We start from the raw sequence: 18,611 nt of genomic DNA, 5'->3' as shown, positions 1-18,611 counted from the left end.
GAAAAGCCGTCAGTCTTTTTGCAGACCAGGGGCAATATAGCGCTGGTAATAAGCTACAGATAGAGCGTAGAAATCCTCATCAATGCGCCGGCGAACTTCCACGAGACTCACCCCCTTGGCCTGTGCGGTCGGCCGCAGCCCGAATGTGCTCAAGTCGCCAATCTGGCTGGCACCCGCCCGCAGTAACTCAAATACCCAACAGTAGGCACTCTGACTATCATCAAAACGAATCTGCTGATGACGCAGCTGCGAAAGCAACAGGGGTTCATCGATGATTTCCAGCTGACTGCGCACGGCATTGGTTAAATAGCCTTCACGCCGGGAGGCAATAATGCGGCGCTGCTCCTCGGAGTAGGCATTCCAATCGATCACCTCGTGGGCAAAGCGCTTGCAGCCACGGCAAACATCATCACCGATTCCCGTTGAGCAGACACCGATACAAGGTGTACGGACTTTTTTGTACATCAATTAACCAGATTTAGCCGATCAGGCACTGGAGGCCTGGATTAAAATTGCGCGTAGACTATTTTGTTTCGGCCACTAAGAAAAGAGGCGGGACAGCTGCTGTGAGCGCAGTAAAATTCGCCCTACGAATAGTCGAAATTCACTTAAATTATTGATTTTTCGATAAACTTAACAGCTGTAGGGCTTTGCTGTAGTATTCGCCACCCCGCCTTCAGCGGCCTCGAAAAAAAAATCCCGACAACAGTACAAAGATCGGGAATTCCACCCGCTGTTGGTGCCACCCCACACACCAAGAGGGACTTATCCGTGCTTGAAGCCTATCGTAATCACGTCGCAGAACGCGCCGAACAGGGCATCCCACCGAAGCCGCTCGACGCTGAGCAAGTAGCTGGCTTGGTTGAGCTGCTGAAAAATCCGCCAAAAGGCGAAGAGCAGGAATTAGTTGACCTGCTCACCCACCGTGTACCGCCCGGTGTTGACGAAGCCGCTTACGTAAAAGCCGGCTTCCTGTCCGCCATTATCAAGGGTGAAGCGGAGTCCCCGCTGATCGACCGCAAACACGCTGTAGAACTACTGGGCCAAATGCTTGGCGGCTATAACATCGCTACCCTGGTAGAACTGCTGGACGACAAAGATCTGGCCGAGCTGGCCGCAGAGCAGCTAAAAGGCACCCTACTGATGTTCGACGCCTTCCACGATGTGGAAGAGAAAGCCAAAGCCGGCAACGAACACGCCAAAGCCGTACTGCAATCCTGGGCCGATGCCGAGTGGTTCACCAAGCGCAACAAAGTGCCCGAGAGCATCAAGGTTGCCGTATTCAAGGTGACCGGCGAAACCAACACCGATGACCTGTCTCCGGCTCCCGATGCCTGGTCCCGCCCGGATATCCCCCTGCACGCGCTGGCCATGTACAAAATGAAGCGCGACGGCCTGGAGCCTGAAGAAGCCGGCGTTACCGGCCCGCTGAAGCAGATTGAAGAAGTGAAAGCCAAAGGCCTGCCCGTTGCTTTCGTTGGCGACGTAGTGGGTACCGGTTCCTCCCGTAAGTCCGCCACCAACTCCGTACTGTGGTATTTCGGTGAAGAAATGCCCGGCGTGCCGAACAAGAAAGGCGGTGGTATTTGTATCGGCGGTAAAGTCGCCCCGATCTTCTACAACACCATGGAAGATGCTGGCGCGCTGGTATTCGAAGCCCCCGTTGACGAACTGGGTATGGGCGACGTTATCGAGATCCGCCCCTACGACGGCAAGATCCTGGCCGAAGACGGCAAAGTCCTGTCCGAATTCGAACTGAAGTCCGAGGTACTGTTGGACGAAGTTCAGGCTGGCGGTCGTATCAACCTGATTATCGGTCGCGGCCTTACTGGCAAAGCCCGTGAATCCCTGGGCCTGGCGCCTTCCGAGCTGTTCCGCAAGCCTGAGCAGCCCGTCGATACCGGCAAGGGTTACACCCTGGCGCAGAAAATGGTTGGTAAAGCCTGTGGCGTTGAAGGTATCCGTCCGGGCACCTATTGCGAACCGAAAATGACCACTGTGGGCTCCCAGGACACCACTGGCCCCATGACCCGTGACGAACTGAAAGACCTGGCCTGCCTCGGCTTCTCCGCCGACCTGGTCATGCAGTCTTTCTGTCACACTGCGGCCTACCCCAAGCCCGTTGATATCAGCACCCAGCACACCCTGCCGGACTTCATCATGAACCGCGGCGGTGTTTCCCTGCGCCCGGCTGACGGCATCATCCACAGCTGGCTGAACCGTATGTTGCTGCCAGACACCGTAGGTACCGGTGGTGACTCCCACACCCGTTTCCCCATGGGGATCTCCTTCCCGGCAGGTTCCGGCCTGGTAGCCTTCGCCGCCGCAACCGGTGTTATGCCGCTGGATATGCCTGAGTCTGTACTGGTGCGCTTCAAAGGCGAAATGCAGCCCGGTATCACCCTGCGCGACCTGGTACACGCCATTCCGCTTTACGCCATCAAGCAAGGCTTGCTGACCGTAGAGAAAAAAGGCAAGAAGAACATCTTCTCCGGTCGCATCCTCGAGATCGAAGGCCTGGAAAACCTGACCGTAGAGCAAGCTTTCGAGCTGTCCGACGCCTCCGCCGAGCGCTCCGCTGCTGGCTGTACCATCAAGCTGTCTGAAGAGACCATGGCTGAGTACCTGCGCTCCAACATCACCCTGTTGCGCTGGATGATCGCCGAAGGTTATGGCTCCAAGCGCACCCTGGAACGCCGCGCTCGCGCTATGGAAGAGTGGCTGGCCAACCCGAAACTGATGGAAGCGGATGCCGACGCAGAGTACCTGGAAGTTATCGAGATCGATCTGGCCGATATCAAAGAGCCTATCGTTTGTGCACCGAACGACCCGGACGACGCGCGCCTGCTGTCCGACGTTGCTGGCGACAAAGTAGACGAAGTATTCATCGGCTCCTGTATGACCAACATCGGTCACTTCCGCGCTGCCGGTAAACTGTTGCAGGGACACAAAGGTGGTATCTCCACCCGCATGTGGATCGCTCCGCCCACCAAGATGGACGAGCACCAGCTGATGGAAGAGGGTTACTACAACATCTACGGCGCAGCCGGTGCTCGCACCGAAATGCCCGGATGCTCCCTCTGCATGGGTAACCAGGCGCGTGTGGCTCCGAACAGCACCGTACTGTCCACCTCTACCCGCAACTTCCCCAACCGCCTGGGCGACGGTGCCAATGTGTACCTGACCTCCGCTGAACTGGCTTCTGTGGGCGCCATCCTGGGTAAACTGCCGACCCCGGCCGAGTACCAGGAATACGCGAAGAACCTGGATTCCATGTCCAGCGAGATCTATCGCTACCTGAACTTCGACCAGATTGAAGATTTCCAGAAGTCTGCCGAGGAAGGTAAGCGCATTGCCGCCACCGAGATCCAGGAAGTTACTGTTTAAGTAACAGCCCTGCCTCAAGAGAAAGCCCCGCCATTTGGCGGGGCTTTTTTATGGCACCTCCAAAACTCTTACCAAGCAAAACAAGGTAAAGAGCTTAAACCTAAACAATGCTTTCCTTATTAACTAAATACGAAAATAGGACTGAGGAAGAAATCCGATAATTTTTTATTTACTTTACTTCTACTCTGCAGCTAAAACAGAAATATCAAAAAAATACTAGATATTAATCGCGCCAAAATTCAAGATTCTAATTAAGACCTTGACCGGACCCATTCTAATAAGTAGCTTTTCACTCTCGCCGCAAATAATCTTCAAATGAAAAAGCTACTAAGAAAATTGGCCAACCAAACAACTCCAGATACCAACTTGGAAGATCAGCCCCTCACTACCTTAAGACAACCATCCGGACTAACTCTCCCTCCAAAGATCTATTTTTGCCACGTCCCTAAATGTGCAGGATCCTCATTAGATTCCGCATTCAGAAATCAACTCTATACACCTAATAAATTAGGCCAATTCGATATCAAGCTAGAAGAGAGTAGATATGCGGCCAGCATCTTAGACACATCAATGATGTCAGTTCGAGAAACAGTGCTCGCCTACAACCTATCTATTAAGACGAATTTTTTTGGCAGCGGCCATTGCTTCTGCCGCCCCAACCTTGTAAAAAATTTCTCCCCTGAGTGGAATTTTTTTACAGCCCTAAGAGATCCTGTTGAGAGATGGATATCACTTTATACTTACAATACTTTCAAGCTGAGCAAATGGGCGAAAAATACGCTCCCACTGAACGAATACATCCAGTCTCACAAAGGCATTTCTGCTGGCCTAAGCTTCATTCATTATTTTTCAGACTTTAGCCAGGCACCTCGATCAAACCCAGCGGATTATATTGAGCAAGCCATTCGCAACTTGCAGAGGTTTTCTATCGTTGGCTCAACCGAACATCTAGACCAACTGGCACAACAGACAGAAAAAGTCTTTCAGGTTAAATTAAATTTACCTAGATTAAATGAAACCCCCAATAGTGAACTCGCCCAACAACTAAGGTCCACCCCAGAAATAATTAAAAAAATTGAACACATTTGCAGACATGACACAGAAATTTATAAAAGATTTCTAGGTGAATTTGGCCCAGTCTATTCAAAAGAATTCCACGCCATTAATTAGCCCCCTGGAGAGACCCTCACAAAAAACCACTACACATTACCCATAGATATATATCACAACAATGACTTTGTAAATCTGAGAATAAGTTAGCATTTAGGGGAAGTTTATACCGCCCTCTATTAACTTGAACCCTTCCCTCTTCCATTGATAAAAAACACACTCACCACCATCCCCAACAGGGCCAAGTGGGCATTCATCAAAAACGCTCGACTAATACCAGTCGCCAAATCTGGGGCCAGCGCAACGATTGTCGTATTCAATCCCAAACCAATTGCACCACCAATAATTTGAAACATATAGATGATGGCCGCAGCAAGGCTGGCACGGTCATACCTGAGAATTAAAATAGCTGTCGTGGTGATAGTGGGGTAAAACAAACCCATTCCAATACCCATCAACCCCATGCCTGGCGTAAAAATGAAGGGCTCAACTTGCACAGAAAGTTTAGAGAGAACCAACATACCGGCCCACATAAATAGAGCCCCAAAACAGGAAAGTAACTTGGCCCCAAACCTCTCATAAAGATGTCCTGATAGAAAAGAAGTGGCACCAAACAGTATCATCATGGGGAGTAGCGCTATACCAGACTGTATCGCAGTGAATTTCCATACCTTGCTGAGAAACTGTGGAACAAACATCAGTGCAGCTATAAATGCCACAGAGACCAATAAAGTAGCGACTCCTTCCGCGAAGAACCTCTTATTCTTGACCACATCCACAGGTATCAGAGGCTCTCCTGATGAACGATAATCCAACCAGACAAATACAGACAGGAAAAGAACAAAGCCCAAAAATAGGAGTAATGTTCGGTAGTTAACAAACCCAACATCTACAGATAAATCCAACCCTAACAACAACGCGAGTAAAGCCAATGAGAGAAATAGCAGCCCAGTTAAATCCACATGTTCGCCCGGGGCCGATGGTAAATCGCTAATGACCAACTTCCAGCAAGTGAGTATCGCCACCAGGGTTAAGGGGAGATTTAAGAAAAGTATCCAGCGCCACCCCAGGGTATCGGTTAAAACCCCACCAATAATAGGGCCAAGGGAATTTGCCACGCCACAACCAAGCATCAACAGTCCACCAGCAACACCGGCGCGTTTGCTATCTAACAAGTGATAAGTCATCCCTATCACCGAAGGCCACATCATGGCGCCACCAATACTTAACATTACGCGACATCCCATCAACATCCATATATTTAGCGAAAAACCACCTAAAAGAGAGAATACCGAAAAGAGTGTTGCGCCTATAAAAAAGGTTCGTCGCCTCCCCAACATATCAGCTAAGCGACCACAAGATATTACAGAAACACCAAAAGCCAAGGCGTAAGCATTAACCAGCCACATCGTTGTCGTAATATCGACCTGAAACGTCTTCTGAATTGAAGGGAGAGCGACAGAGAAAGCGGTATAATCATATCCAACAAGAAAAATTGAGAAAATTAACGCCGTCAAACCCAGACTTCGGGTTTCAGAAGCGGTTAATCCCTTTAGATACATTACCGTCACTCATTTCGTTGAAAAATGTGCTTAATCTATTATCTTAGTTGTTAGACTGAGGTTAACGAACCGATATAAGCCCCATCTTTCATAATAAACAAGATAAGCCTGCTCTCTCTAAAAAATTAAGTCTCATCCATATAGATAATTAATGTGTCGACTGGATTAAAGCCACTATATTTAATAATGCATTCATTATGTATTTACGGCCCTGAGATTAGAAACGTTAACCTCTCTGGCAAAATGTCAGACAATGAATTTTCTCATGAAATATTGGGCTTATTGATCTCAAGCAATAACTGCAATCCCTAATGCTACAAGTAGATCATATTGTAGTCCCACATATAAAAATTGTGCGATATCAACCACAAGCAAACTTTAAAACTTCTTATATAAATCAAATCACCCAATTAAGCTGTAGGTGTGCACACGATTCAACAGTAAGGATTGTTATAAACTTTGTATTGGCCCGCCTTCTGAGCCAATAAAATCGTCACTTAAAGTTTAAAACAAACATTAGATAATCAAACTTGATCCAATAACTATTCGTAGATAAAATGAACTGCTAAATTGAGCATAAACAAAGCAAATTTCAATGGAAAGATTCTTAACTTTACTCTCACTATATCTCCTGTTTTCCATACCAGCCAGTACCGATCAGATCTATAAATACAAAGATCAGAAGGGGAATTGGATTTTCACCGATAGAAAACCTACCAAAGATATTGAAGTAGAAACAATAAAGAAGACTTCCCCTAAGCTAACCAAGAGCAAACCAAAGATATATACCCTAACCGATGATAAGGTTAATTATATATTTGCTCAAAACCCTTATTACGCACCTATTGAAGTGCAACTTAAGATTAAGTTTTCGGAAAATGTAGATAGAGTTTTTACAACAGTTGTACCTGGCAATTCAAAATTTAAACTTTATGAAAGTAACGAAGAAATTGATAAATATTATTACACATGGGTGATGGGTTCACCGGAAACACTTGCAAAGCCCTATACTTATCGCCTACCCATTTCTTCTCTTCAAGACCACCGAATTACCCAATCCTTTAATGGTAGATTTTCCCATCACCAACGACCGAATAAATACGCAGTAGATATTGCCATGCCTATAGGCACCTACATAGGTGCGGCCAGAGAGGGAACTGTCATCTGGGTAAAAGACGACTACCATATGGGTGGAGCAAAGGAGTACTTCCTAGATAAAGCCAACTATGTATCAGTTTTACATGAGGATGGCACCTATGCTACATATGCGCATATATTACAAGGAACCGTCTTAGTAAAACCTGGAGACAAGGTGAAATCTGGAGATCGTTTAGCCAGATCTGGCTCCTCTGGCTTTTCCACAGGGCCTCATCTTCACTTTGTAATCCGAAAGAATATTGGAATGTCAACTGTATCTATACCATTCCAATTTATTGGAGAAGACGATGAGCCATTCACTCCTAAGCGGGGGATGACGGTATTTAGCCCACCTGAAGAAATTTAAATTTTATCGATAGAAGGAAAGGGATTATATGCAGCAACCCATACCTCTAGTTTGCAGCAAACATCTTTTTACAAAACGATTTTTAGGCTACTACACTCCGCCTAAATCTCCACAATGATATATATTCTCCTTTAACTTCGAAGAACAAAAGAATGCATCGCCACGGTATCGCGTTTATAGTCGTGATGAATCTAATACTGATAACATACGGCTACCAGCCAACTTTCTGGCGCAATTATCGATAATATAAAAAATTATAAGTGCTAAGCTACGCCATACCCAACTTGGCGTCAGGCTTCTCTGTAAAAACTCCAATTTTTATATTTAAAACACTCTCCCTATATCACAGCCACTAGTCTTTCATTGTTTTTGTGCTTACCTATAAGGAATAACAATATTGATGCTAGGCATGAAAATCTGCTAACTTATGATTATTTTCCTACTCCTTATATTTGGGCTAGTAACCGGCTACATATCTATCATGGCTGCAGGTGGAGGTGCACTGCTGCTAGTACCTTTGGTAGGATTTCTGGTAGGACCTCATCTCGTTGCACCTATATTGACAACTGGTAATGCTATTGCATCGCCATTTGGCATTTTTTTATTCTGGAAATACATTAATTGGAAAGTAGCACTATGGCTACTACCAGGAATTATTCCCGGAGCAATCATTGGTGCCTATGTTTACACGCAAATGCACCCATTATTGATAGAGTTCACTGTCGGTTTATTCTTGGTATCGACCGTATTTCAGTTTGGATTCGGGCGAAAGAAAAAGTCTTTCATTATGCATCTTCCATATTTCCCCATGCTGGGATTTGTCACCACGCTATTCTCCTCAATCATTGGCGCGGTTGGTCCTGTACAAAACCCCTTTTTCTTAAATTATGGACTCAACAAAGAAGAGCTGGTAGCCACGAGAGGAGTAAGCTCTTTAATGATGCACTCCACTAAGCTTGTTGCCTATTTCCATTTTGGCGCCCTCAATTCAGAACTGCTCACATATGGCATCACTATTGGTTTAGGCGTCATGGTGGGAATGCTCGTAGCAAAACATTTTTTAAAAATAATAAGCATCCAGAGATTTGATAGTTATGCCCTATCAATTATGTTTATATCTGGACTAGTTTTAATTTTTCGGGTCAGTGCACAACTCTGGGAGGCAGTGGCATAATTCCCATCTTGGCATTAGGGAAGATCCAACATGGAAAAATCAAGATATGAGATTCCAGGCCTATCCTTTTTCCTGAAATATAGTTTTACTACTACTTCAATTGCAGCATTTAGATCAGTCATTAGTTACCCCCCTTCACCTTTAAGGTATTCTTCTTTAGTGATTTCTTGACCATATAAAAGAGCATCATTAAACAATCGATTTGTATGCGGGATAGGAGCGGGGTGTTCTTTTTTTCCATAAAATTTTCTATATATGTTTTTTGTTTTTTTATCCCGCCTAAACATAACCGACTCAAAAGAATAATCAATATAAATATTCTTTAAGTTTAAATACTCGCCAGTTTTAATTGACATTGTCTTAGACCTTATAGACTCATAATACTCTTTACTTTCAGCCTCGAGTTTCCTTCTATTCGGATCATCTTCATCTAAAGAGCGCCATTTCTCATACAACTTATGCCCTTTCCCGCCTGCAATTGGAGATTTACTTGCAATCGAGTCATAAACATCTTCCCCCAGCAGGGCCTTAGCTATTTCTGGAGGCTCTTTTGCAAATATCATTTCTGGTGAATTTACCTGTATTTCCGCAATTAAGCCAGACTTCGTTTTTATTTTAGAATTTACTCCACTGTAACCTAGCAAGTCTAAGGCTCCATCTGATATTTTAACGATTGTAGCTTTTGCACGAAGCATTTCTACCACTTCTTTGATTTTATCTTGAGGAACAATAATAGTGTTTCTGGCAAGGTCTGTTATTCTGGTTGGATCGCCGCCATAATCATTTGTTATTTTTAATTGAGCCCTATCTTTCGATTTTATCGGCACTTTAGCGACCTGACCTCCACTCAAAGTAGCAATCACATCTGCTAAGGCATCAATCTCTATTTTCGCCGCAGGTGCCATTGCATATACCTCATCAAATCCTTCGATTTCACTTGCATTATCGGATTCTCCATTAGACCTAGACTGAAAATCATGCGTTTGAAAAATTACATTTTGATAACCTTCAATACAGCGATCAACTTTTAGCCTATTTTCTTGCGCTAGGTGTTGCGAACTTTTGAAAAAATACTGCGAATGAGATTTTTTCCTTTTACAAAATTTCTCTTTGATACGGCCAGTATATTTCTTTTCCGGATAGCAGGTTTCACTAAAAAAAGTGAACCTCTGTCTTTTGGCTTGCCTGGCCTCAGACTGCCGACTGCTTCCAACAATGAAACTAGCTGCAATAAAAGCATTGTGGGTGAGATAATATTTTAGATATTCAAAATTAAAGCTATTTGTCAGGGTAAGTCGATCAAGGGTATAACAGCTTCCATTACTAGACAATTTTGCCTGACTGATTAATTTATCTCTCTCAACAGCGGAGCTTAATGGCGACAATAGACAGCAAGCAATGAAAATAGCGAGTAGGAATTTCGAGTAACAGAGCATTGAGCGACTCCGTTAGCTAAGTTTTCCTATAGTTTAGTCGGCCTTAAATAGGTGTGATAGTATCAAATGTGAAGTCTAATAATGGCCCCAGTAGTTCAGAACCTATAAAAACTGTATTTCGCTCGGTTACTGACTCCAACCAGTTACATCCAAGAAGTGAAGCACCTTACATGTATTTCCTTAGAATGTTCTTCCTTAGAATATAATCCCCTAGATAGAAAGCCCTTTTTGAGTCTTTCATTGAGAAAAAGATTATACCGCCCCTTTAAAGATACCCTTCTGAAGACTTAACTAAGTATTTAAGATTTCTGAAAATGTAAAATGGACCAATCAATGCCAATTGATCGCATCCCTTCCATGAATACACCCATTTAGCATCGCCAATGCACTTTCACGAATTCCCACATAAGAGCTTTCTAGCCAATAACATTCCCGACCCTGGCGTGGCACTTCCACCTAGCCAGGTGGATGCACCACACATGTAGAGACCTGGAATTGGCATTTCATGGTTCGCATACCCAGTAAAGGGCCGATTGCCATAAAATTGTGATAAATGGAGGCTACCAGCGTTTAAATCTCCATTCACAAGATTTGGGTTCAATTGCTGCAATTCCAATGGCGTATGTATAGTCATCCCGAGGATCCTATCGGGAAGACCCGGCGCATATCTCGATATCTTCCGAATGACGCGATCTGCAACTTTTTTGGCAACTTCAGGGTTCCAGACCTGTTCTTTTATTTCACAGGCAGCATCTCCACGAATCTCAGCAGGTATTGCACGTACCATTATCCAAAGAACATGCTGACCATCAGGGGCGCGGGTTGAATCAAATATCGTCGGTTGGCCCACTACGATAAAAGGGTGACTTGGAAGCATACCCGCCACACCTTCCTGGTAAGCGGCCGCTGTATAGTCCAGCGATGGACCTACATGCACGTAGAAGCTCCGACGCGCCGCTTCATCTTTCCAATCGGGCAACCTCGATAGAGCGAGATGAATCACCATTGTGCCAGGCCCGTAACGGTAATTTTCCGCTTCTTTAACTATCGCATCCGACAAATTACCTCTCGTCAGTCTCACCAATGCCTGCGGTGTGACACTGGCGACAACTCCACGAGAACATCGCAGCTCCTGTCCACTCGCAAGACCTACACCGGACGCCCTCCCCTTATCAAAGAGGATCTCTTGTACCACCTGCTTGGCTGCAACATTTCCACCACACTCTTGAACGAGTTCTACAATGGCCCGGATTATGTTGCCGGAACCACCGCGGGCAATCAGAATGCCATTTCGCTCATCACCATTGGTCTCCAGAAAAGGCATCCAGCATCCACCCGAGATATCAGGTGCATAATCTAAGTGCATTGCCCAAGCGGCTATAAGAGCCTGTACAATATCACTCTGGAAACGTCGCCCTAAATTTTCACGAAGGGAGTCAAGCAGTATCCCGCGTAAGGGAGTAGAGACACTAGGGGGTATATCCCCGGTTCTGCCAAAGACAAGTTCCAGCGGACCGGTTTGAGCGGCTGGTGAGGCCAATAGTTGGAACAAGGTGGGGCTGCACCGATCATAGTCTTCACGCCAATCCTTCCATGCCTCAGCGTCTGCCTTCGAGAAGCACGCAATGGATCGCAAATTAGCATCCAGATCCCTACTAACGCCCAAAAATTGGTCATCAGCAGCAAATGATCCAAAGGAATGCTCCGCGACAATAAATTTCAAGCCCTTTTCTGCCAAGACCTCTCTGTGCTCAGTATAAAATTCTGAGCCTGCGAACATACTTAGGTTCGTCGCCCCAATGTCATGTAAGAATCCTGGTAAAGTGAGTTCCAGTGTTCGTATTGCACCACCTGGAGTAGTGTTTAGATTGAGGACCAGTACTCGCCAACCCTCTTTGGCCAGGATGAATGCAGCGCAGAGAGAATTGATACCAGCACCAATGAAGATAATCTCGGGTTCTCTCTTAACTTCAAATAATGACTCGCTCATGACGGTATCTCATCGAACTATTGGCCAGCATCCAGACTGTTGGATACACTTCGTATTCGTCAATTAATATTAGGAATAGTACAGTCAGCCCTGGTCAACTTGTAACAAAGGGGTAATGAAGAGGCGGGATAGATTTTTTTGAAAGCGAGAATATTTATTCAGTCACTTAGTCATTAAGTTTAAATTTATAAGATGTCATGAAAACTCATATGGAGTGCTGAGTAAACTAATCCCCAGAATGGCGGATCAATCAATGAACGGGTTAATGAAGTTATTCATACATTCTGGCAGCATATAGGATTTCAGCAAAAACCTTCCAATGAATATTTTCGGGAATTTCTTCTCCCTGATTAGCGTAAAAGCCATCCATATCATCTGCCCAAGCAGCTATTGCCTCCAGAAAACTGGCTAGGTCAGCATTCTCCCAACTCGAAGAATTGTTTTTATAATCATTAAGAATATCCAGAACAAATTTAGAGAAATCATCTCTTGTCTTAATCTGGTTAAGATTTTCAAGTAAATTTAATTTATTCATTTATCTCCTCTGCGAATACGAATCGTGGTACCATCGTTTTTACTCGTGAATTTAAATGACCCCTCAACAATCTCACTTGGGGTCGCGGGTGTTATGCGGATCGGCTTGGCCGCCTCCTGAAAGGCCTTAAGCCTGCGATTGTCTAATGAATAGATTTTACCATCTCTACTAAATACCCGTATAGGTGGTACATCACTCGCATTCAATTTTCCACTCTTTAGATCCTGGATCAAGTCTTCCACTTTTCGTCCATTTGTAAAAGTTGCTTTAATGCTATCCTGAGTGAACCTGACTGCTTTAGGGTTTATCAATCCCTTTCGAATCACAGCGACTCTTGGAGATTTTACCCAGGCGCTATAGGTGATAGAACCGTCGGTCCTAGCATAGGATCGTATTCGGAATTTATAGGAACCACTTGTTAATCGCTTACCCTTTTCCCTTGGTAGGGCAATTGGGCCTGTACTTATTCCAGAATAAACACAGGACCATGTGGAACAACTATCTTTGCACTGCTCAATTTCATAGCCGGTAATTTTTTTGTTTGAACCAGGGGTTTCCCATTTGACTTCAACGGTTCCTTGAGATCCTGGATTTTCAGAGACAGCATCCACTACTCGGGGAGCTTGTATCGGAGGGTTTACTAGCTGTACTTTCTCCAACTCTCCACTTTGAACGGTTATATTTCTTGGCGTGGGAAGAGGATTAGCACCATCTTGATGTTTCTCACGGGAAAAACCATCACAGCCTACACTATTCCTGGGCTGCGCCTTGAACCACGAAAGCCCTTTAAATAACCCTTTAGGTTGAAATGAATACCCAGTGAACTTACTAGGCTTGGGCCAAATACCATCCTCTTTTTGCTTTACCAGATGATACTCATTGACAAGGCCTGGTAGTGAAAGCCAAGAAAATGGAATGTCTTCTATACGGCTGCTCGTTTCAGAGACAGCCGTTTTAACTTCTAGTAGGGAGGAGTCTGAATACGATTTGCTAGAGAAACCACTGGCACAGGCTGTAAAAGATAAAAACAGAAAGTAGAAATATGCAATAAAACGCAGGCTTAGAGACAAAGCTTTCACCCGAGAGTTGAGCACTACCGAAGGGGCAACACTGCGACCTTTTGTGACTACCCATTACCGCACCTATAAGAACCGATTATAGGGTGGGATTTTGCTTGTTGCGGCAAACACTACTGAATAGGTAGTCAGGTCTTAAGAGGATAATAATTCTAGTGGCAAGAACAGCTAGAACGAGAGGAAAATTAAAAGGCATCGATGCTTCTACAACCGGAAAGCACCTACCGCCCAGGGAGCTTCAACCGCGAACTTATTTCTAGGCACCCTCCCCTTTAGTTTATTTGAATGGAAAGCATAGGAGACTGAAGAAGACCAGCAGTTTTCACTTCAGCCCTCAACTATTGAACTAAAGATTTCCCAGTAGCACTCCTGGCACTCCCTTCCTGGGGGTAAAACTGGGTAGAAAAAAATAGATCACTCATCTTGTTTGAACTCCAAAATATCACCGGGCTGACATTCAAGCGCTTCACATATTGCCGATAACGTATCAAACCTGACTCCTTTCACTTTACCACGCTTCAATAATGACAAGTTAGCCTCGGTAATCCCTATCTCAGCTGCCAATGATTTAGAGCTGACTTTACGTTTGGCCAGCATAACATCCAAATTGACAATGATAGCCATGCTACACAAACTCTTTGTTTTCTTGCTCAATTTGTTTTGCTGCGCGCAAAATATAGAGGACGCTCACAAGTACGAACAATGTGAAAAGCCTACCGACATCAAATGACAGCACCAGGGTCAATTCATTTTCATGCAAATACGATAGATAACTGAGCCATAAAGACTCCAGCAAGCGCACCAGGATCGAAGCCCCATAGAGCCAAACCAACCACACATAGCAGCGGTCACTCTCTTTGCCAAAATAATCACCCTTCGCATACTGACCAAAAAGCCGCCAAAGCCAATAGATAAACAAGCCGGAAAGTACAAAGGTCGGCAGTTGGCCGAGTAATAGCATCGACCTGTACTCGTCACCTAACGCCCAAAGTTCCTGGAAAAGTGGGTTGCTGCTATTGAAGGCATTCTCATCGTAAACAAAGTAGTTGATTAGCAAAATGCTTATGGCAATCAAACTGACAGCGACGACAGTCCAGCGCAGACGCGTACTTAATACCTGAATATTTTGCTTCACAGGTTAGCTCCTTTGGGATAAGCAAACATTATACAACAGTATCTAATTTCTGCAATCCAGCTATAAATTATTGCTTTACAATAATTTATAGCTGCTCTACAGTATATCCATGGTCATCACTGATAAGGAGTTAAGTCCATGGAATTCAAGAATCACCGTTGGTCAATACGTAAGGCCATCTGCTGGCTGAGCTTTGCCACTGTATTTAGCGGCTGTAGCATGAATGTCGTTTTAGAGGATTCAGTATCAACAGAAGCTCAACAGGAGTTACTCCCTATTGAGAGTTTCTTTAATGACTCTGAAATCAGTGGAGTCAAATTATCTTCTGATGGTCAATGGCTGGCCTGGCTCCAGCAACATAACGGAGCACCAAATATCTATGTAATGCCGAGTGATGGGAGTGTTGAGGATGCCTTCCCTTTAACTGCTTTTGCCGATGGAGCAGATAGCTTTTATTGGGATAAACATCAGCTCGGTATGTTTGTTTCTAAAGATTCCGATGGAAACGAACAGCACCAGATTTTCCGATTGGATCTGGAGGTAAAGGATAAAACTCTTAATTTGCTGAACACCCAAAATTTAACATCGAAAAAAGGTGTCAATTACATACTTTTGGGACAGGCTTCAAAAACACCTAACACCCTTACACTCATTGCGAATCACGACGATCCGATGACATTGAAATTTTATCGGCTGGATACTGAAGCCGGTAAGCTTACATCACTGATGACCAATACCGAGCGTTTTAATGATGTACTGATTGATCCTAAAGGATTTCCCATTGCTGGTGTGAGATCGAACCCAGATACATCAATGCAGTTATTTATTTATAAGAATAAATCCTGGCAAGAAGCCCTGAAAACTGAAGCGGGCGAAATTTTACACCTATCCAGTTATAACGCAGATCTTGGAAGAGTGTACTTCGAGTCCAGCTTCGGTGAGGCAGACACTTCGGGGTTAAAGCAATTGAGCTTGGCTTCAGGAGTAATCACGGATGTGCATACAGATCCCCATGAGCGATCCGACGTTTATAAGACCTTATTCAGTAAAGATGGAGAGCTTCAGTTGGTTTCTTACTACTATGGATATCGAGAAGATTATCCAATTAGTAAGGAGTTCAAAAAGCATTGGCAATATATCACCAATCAATTTTCCGGCAGGGTAGAGATTGATGTTATCTCTATCAATGAGGAGACTGGCATATGGCTGCTAGATATTGCCAGTGATGTCGATCTAGGGGCTTTCTATACCTACAATCAAGCAGACCAATCCCTGAGGCGCTTGATAGATAAAGATACAAGGTTAGATTCTGAATCTCTGGCAGAAAGACGCTCTATTACTTATAAAGCCCGTGACGGCATTACTATTCAAGCCTATCTGACTCTGCCCAAAGGCAAGAGCAGTCAATTACCGCTAGTGGTATTGCCTCACGGTGGTCCATGGGGAAGAGATCACTGGAAACTTAGTGATAGCTTCTTCAATCGCGTGTCTCAGTTGCTATCGAATCGTGGTTATGCGGTATTACAACCCAACTTTCGTGCATCTACAGGCTTTGGTGAAACCTTCATCGCTTTGGGTAATCGCCAGTGGGGAACCGGTGCAATGCAACATGACTTGACTGATGGTGTTGAGTTTCTAGTGGAGCAAGGCATTGCGGACAAAGATAAAGTAGCAATCATGGGTGGGTCTTACGGTGGCTATGCAGCACTTTCCGGGTTGACTTTCACCCCAGATGTATATGCAGCCGCGATATCTTTTGTGGGCCCATCAAGCCTAGTCACCTTGGTTGAGTCATTCCCGGAGTATTATCGACCATTTATTTCCAACTGGTTCAAAGCAGTCGGTGATCCTTTGATTCAAGCAGACCGAGAGGATATGCAGGCCCGATCACCTTTAAACTTTACGGATCAAATTAAAGCACCTTTACTATTGGTTCAGGGTGCAAATGATCCTCGCGTTACTCAACTTGAGTCTGATCAAATTGCTATAGACATGTATCAAAAAGACTTAGCTGTCGAGTATATTTTGGCTAAAGATGAGGGGCACGGATTTACCAAGCGCATTAATAAACTGGCTTATTTGATAAAAATGGAAGAATTTCTCTCTGAGCACTTAGGTGGTGAAGTAAGCTCTGATATTCCTGAGGAGCTTACTACCCATTTGGCTGGGCTTGAAGTTGACATATCAAAATTAGCCGAGGAGTAATCTTAAATAGATTTCTTGCGACCTTGAGTTGATTACCAATATGGAGCGCCTGTCTGTGATAGATCTTAATCAAGATCGATCAAAGACAGGCTACTTTAAACTACTGTCATTTCAGCTTTTAAAGAACAACACAAGAAACTCCGTAACCCTAGCACCTTAATAGCGGAAAATATCTCACGACTGCCTCATTTTAAATTTAGATAGGCTTATGATTCATAAGCACAGCCAGCTAATAGAAATCTCGAGTTAGCTACTAAGCCATCACCCACTTGGAGCATCCGTTTAATCAGCAACCACCCGCATAGCAGGTGGTATGGTGAAAGCCCCCAGAGGGGGCCAGTTACAACCCCGCCAGTTGCATCTGCTCATGCTGGTATTCTTCTACCTCTTGATTCTTGATATACACTCAAATCACCTGCTCATCTAGCCCCACTATACTCACACAGTAACCCTGAGCCCAAAAGTGTCTTTCTGCGAAATTTCTCTGTACATGCTTGTACTTCAGAAATATCTGGATTGCAGATTTCCCTTTCAGAAACCCGACCGTATTGGAAACACTAAACTTCGGAGGAGTCATTAACAGCATATGAATGTGATCCCTCATTGCGTACCCTTTACCAATTCAATGCTCTATTGACGACATAAGTCTCGGGATATTGCTCCAATCTCCCATCTCAATGTCCCAAATAAGGCTTTCTTTCGATACTTGGGCACAAATACCACGTGGTACCTGCAATAATGTTTCACGTGAGCTTGGCATTGCCAATCTCTCATATGGCTTCCTTCTGGAGCTTGCCCGTTCATGGAGGCCATATTTTTACTCTGTACACCGGAACAGCTGAGCCTTGTCAAGTCTCACCGCAGAGGCGGTGGTTTACCTATGTGTTAATTACTTATTGACACTAATGGGGGAGCAAAATCTACCGGAGGCACTCCTGACAATGTTATTAATGGGTCGGAGCTAAAAATAAGAAATGGATTGTATATAATTGAAGTAATAAATTAAATCTTGGGCTTTTGTATGGCTATTAAACATAAAGCTGGAAGTGTAGTTAAAATTGAATTAGAAAGTGGTGAGTTTTGCTTTGCACATGTACTCAAGGACCCTCTTATAGCTTTTTACGATTTAAAAGTTAAGGAGATTCCGCCGATTAATGTTGTGATTAACTCCTCTATTTTATTTAAAGTTTGGGTTATGAAATATGCAGTTACATCCGGTCGATGGCCAATTATTGGCCAAAGCCCTTTAACAGAAGATCTAAGGGCACCAGTGACTTTTTTTAAGCAGAGCCCCATGAATGGTAATTTATTCCTATATAGGAACTCCGAAATTCAAGACGGACCTGTTTCAGCAGGGGATTGTGAAGGGTTAGAGAGAGCTGCCGTATGGGACCCAGAGCATATAGAAGATAGACTTCGAGATCACTTTTTAGGTGTACCTAATAAGTGGATGGAGTCATTAAAAATTAAGTAAAAAGAGAAGAAGGCCCGCAACGG

At 44.5% G+C, this 18,611-nt stretch carries 14 protein-coding genes and 1 pseudogene; 6 read left to right on the top strand and 9 right to left on the bottom strand.

Annotated features, from left to right (window positions below; genetic code table 11):
- Window positions 1-9: 9 nt before the first annotated feature.
- Window positions 10-465 (bottom strand): DUF1289 domain-containing protein, encoded by a 456-nt coding sequence (locus ACJJID_RS05500; RefSeq protein WP_444921826.1) that lies wholly within the window; start codon window positions 463-465, stop codon window positions 10-12.
- A 306-nt stretch (window positions 466-771) separates the two neighbouring features.
- Here ACJJID_RS05500 and acnB point away from each other — a divergent pair, with 306 nt between their 5' ends.
- Together acnB and ACJJID_RS05490 are read left to right on the top strand one after the other, a co-directional pair.
- The gene (acnB, locus tag ACJJID_RS05495; protein ID WP_172975350.1) at window positions 772-3,387 is read left to right on the top strand and encodes a bifunctional aconitate hydratase 2/2-methylisocitrate dehydratase; all 2,616 of its coding nucleotides are present in this window, start codon (window positions 772-774) and stop codon (window positions 3,385-3,387) included.
- Between the two features lie 315 nt (window positions 3,388-3,702).
- Window positions 3,703-4,557: a sulfotransferase family 2 domain-containing protein gene (locus ACJJID_RS05490; RefSeq protein WP_444921825.1), complete on the top strand. Its 855-nt coding sequence runs from the start codon at window positions 3,703-3,705 to the stop codon at window positions 4,555-4,557.
- Window positions 4,558-4,676: 119 nt separating this feature from the next.
- On the opposite strand, the gene ACJJID_RS05485 is transcribed toward ACJJID_RS05490, so the two are convergent.
- The gene (locus ACJJID_RS05485; RefSeq protein WP_444921824.1) at window positions 4,677-6,059 is read right to left on the bottom strand and encodes an MFS transporter; all 1,383 of its coding nucleotides are present in this window, start codon (window positions 6,057-6,059) and stop codon (window positions 4,677-4,679) included.
- A 595-nt stretch (window positions 6,060-6,654) separates the two neighbouring features.
- Between ACJJID_RS05485 and ACJJID_RS05480 the strand changes: the two genes are divergently transcribed.
- Together ACJJID_RS05480 and ACJJID_RS05475 are read left to right on the top strand one after the other, a co-directional pair.
- Window positions 6,655-7,563, top strand: a complete 909-nt coding sequence (locus ACJJID_RS05480) for a M23 family metallopeptidase (protein WP_444921823.1) — start codon at window positions 6,655-6,657, stop codon at window positions 7,561-7,563.
- Window positions 7,564-7,990: 427 nt separating this feature from the next.
- Window positions 7,991-8,737: a sulfite exporter TauE/SafE family protein gene (locus tag ACJJID_RS05475; RefSeq protein WP_444921822.1), complete on the top strand. Its 747-nt coding sequence runs from the start codon at window positions 7,991-7,993 to the stop codon at window positions 8,735-8,737.
- Window positions 8,738-8,862: 125 nt separating this feature from the next.
- Here ACJJID_RS05475 and ACJJID_RS05470 read toward each other — a convergent pair whose 3' ends face one another.
- From ACJJID_RS05470 to ACJJID_RS05445, 6 genes are all read right to left on the bottom strand, one after another.
- Window positions 8,863-10,173 (bottom strand): hypothetical protein, encoded by a 1,311-nt coding sequence (locus ACJJID_RS05470; protein ID WP_444921821.1) that lies wholly within the window; start codon window positions 10,171-10,173, stop codon window positions 8,863-8,865.
- Window positions 10,174-10,564: 391 nt separating this feature from the next.
- Window positions 10,565-12,163: a phytoene desaturase family protein gene (locus tag ACJJID_RS05465; protein ID WP_444921820.1), complete on the bottom strand. Its 1,599-nt coding sequence runs from the start codon at window positions 12,161-12,163 to the stop codon at window positions 10,565-10,567.
- 271 nt (window positions 12,164-12,434) lie between these two features.
- Window positions 12,435-12,698 (bottom strand): DUF7660 family protein, encoded by a 264-nt coding sequence (locus ACJJID_RS05460; RefSeq protein WP_444921819.1) that lies wholly within the window; start codon window positions 12,696-12,698, stop codon window positions 12,435-12,437.
- Entirely contained in the window at window positions 12,695-13,768 is a 1,074-nt protein-coding gene (locus ACJJID_RS05455; RefSeq protein WP_444921818.1) for a hypothetical protein, read from the bottom strand. The genes ACJJID_RS05460 and ACJJID_RS05455 overlap by 4 nt, the downstream gene beginning before the upstream one ends.
- A 420-nt stretch (window positions 13,769-14,188) precedes the next feature.
- Complete coding sequence (locus tag ACJJID_RS05450) at window positions 14,189-14,398, bottom strand: helix-turn-helix domain-containing protein (protein WP_152453048.1); 210 nt, start codon at window positions 14,396-14,398, stop codon at window positions 14,189-14,191.
- A gap of 1 nt (window position 14,399) precedes the next feature.
- Window positions 14,400-14,909, bottom strand: a complete 510-nt coding sequence (locus tag ACJJID_RS05445; RefSeq protein ID WP_444921817.1) for a DUF2975 domain-containing protein — start codon at window positions 14,907-14,909, stop codon at window positions 14,400-14,402.
- 138 nt (window positions 14,910-15,047) lie between these two features.
- On the opposite strand from ACJJID_RS05445, the gene ACJJID_RS05440 reads away from it, so the two are divergent.
- On the top strand, window positions 15,048-17,114 hold the full coding sequence (locus ACJJID_RS05440) for an alpha/beta fold hydrolase (protein ID WP_444921816.1): 2,067 nt from the start codon (window positions 15,048-15,050) through the stop codon (window positions 17,112-17,114).
- A 409-nt stretch (window positions 17,115-17,523) separates the two neighbouring features.
- Here ACJJID_RS05440 and tnpA read toward each other — a convergent pair.
- Window positions 17,524-17,888, bottom strand: a pseudogene (gene tnpA, locus ACJJID_RS05435) (IS200/IS605 family transposase); the annotation flags it as partial.
- 247 nt (window positions 17,889-18,135) lie between these two features.
- Here tnpA and ACJJID_RS05430 point away from each other — a divergent pair.
- Window positions 18,136-18,588: an immunity 26/phosphotriesterase HocA family protein gene (locus ACJJID_RS05430; protein ID WP_444921815.1), complete on the top strand. Its 453-nt coding sequence runs from the start codon at window positions 18,136-18,138 to the stop codon at window positions 18,586-18,588.
- The last annotated feature ends 23 nt before the right edge of the window (window positions 18,589-18,611 follow it).

The organism is Microbulbifer sp. CnH-101-G (genome assembly GCF_052466775.1).
This window is presented reverse-complemented; position numbering and strand designations above follow the sequence as displayed.